Source organism: Streptomyces sp. NPDC006529, from assembly GCF_040611795.1.
Classification (GTDB): Bacteria; Actinomycetota; Actinomycetes; order Streptomycetales; family Streptomycetaceae; genus Streptomyces.
In genome coordinates, this window is record NZ_JBEXPB010000140.1 from 1 (window position 1) to 1211 (window position 1211).

Below are 1211 nucleotides of genomic sequence, written 5' to 3' on the forward strand. Positions count from 1 at the left end.
GTCCAGTACGCCGACTACGCGCTGTGGCAGCGCGAAGTACTCGGTGACAGCGAGGATCCCGACAGTCTGGCCGCCCGCCAGGTCGCCTACTGGCGTGAGACGCTGGCCGGTCTCCCGGAGGAGCTGGAGCTCCCCTTCGATCACGCGCGTCCTGCGGCGTCGTCTCACCGCGGCTATGGTGTGCCGTTGCACTTCCCGGCATCCGTTCACGCGCGGCTGCAGGAGGTCGCCCGTGCCGAGGGGGTGACCTTGTTCATGGTGCTCCAGGCCGCGTTTGCGGTGCTCCTCTCCCGTCTGGGGGCGGGGACGGACATTCCGATCGGTTCGGCGAACGCCGGGCGTACGGATGAGGCGCTGGACGACCTGGTCGGTTTCTTCGTCAACACCCTGGTCATGCGCACGGATGTGTCGGGGGACCCGACGTTCCGTGAGCTGCTGGGCCGGGTGCGTGAGACGGGGCTGTCCGCTTTCGCGCATCAAGACGTGCCGTTCGAGAAGCTGGTCGAAGAGCTGTCCCCGGCCCGTTCCATGGCGCGTCACCCCCTCTTCCAGGTGATGCTGACCCTTCAGAACAACAGCGAGGCCGTCCTCGACCTTCCCATTGCCGATTCCTCGCGCCGGCCTGTGGAGGCGGAGAGGACGCAGCTGGATGTGGTGGCCAAGTTCGATCTGGATGTGTCGCTGGCTGAGGTCTTCGACGAGGGTGGCGCGCCGGCTGGGCTGCGTGGTTCGCTGATCGCGTCGGCCGACCTGTTTGAACCGGTGTCCGCCGACTCGATCGCTCAGCGGTTGGCGCGGGTACTGGAGACGGTGGCCGCGGATTCGCGGACCCGGGTCAGTGACGTCGACGTCCTCGATGCGGACGAACGGTTCCGGCTCCTGACGGAGTGGAACGACACGGTGGTTGAGGTTGCTGCGGTGACGGTGCCGGAGTTGTTCGCGGCGCATGTGGCGGCTTCGCCGGATTCGGTGGCGGTGGTCTTCGATGGTGTGGAGGTTTCCTACGGGGAGCTGAACGTGCGGGCGAATCGTCTCGCGCATGCCCTGATTGCTCAGGGGGTGGGTGCGGAGTCGGTGGTGGGTTTGTGTCTGCCGCGTGGGGTGGACATGGTTGCTTCCATCCTGGCGGTGTGGAAGGCCGGTGGTGCGTATGTGCCGCTGGATCCTGAGTTGCCGGTGGAGCGGCTGGCGTTCATGGTGGCGGACAGTGG

General features: G+C 66.7%; 1 protein-coding gene. It reads left to right on the forward strand.

The genetic code is table 11. The features are described 5' to 3' along the window. Window positions 1-1211, forward strand: a 1211-nt coding sequence (locus ABZY31_RS31280; protein WP_356417085.1) for a condensation domain-containing protein, incomplete at both ends; no start/stop codon positions are given.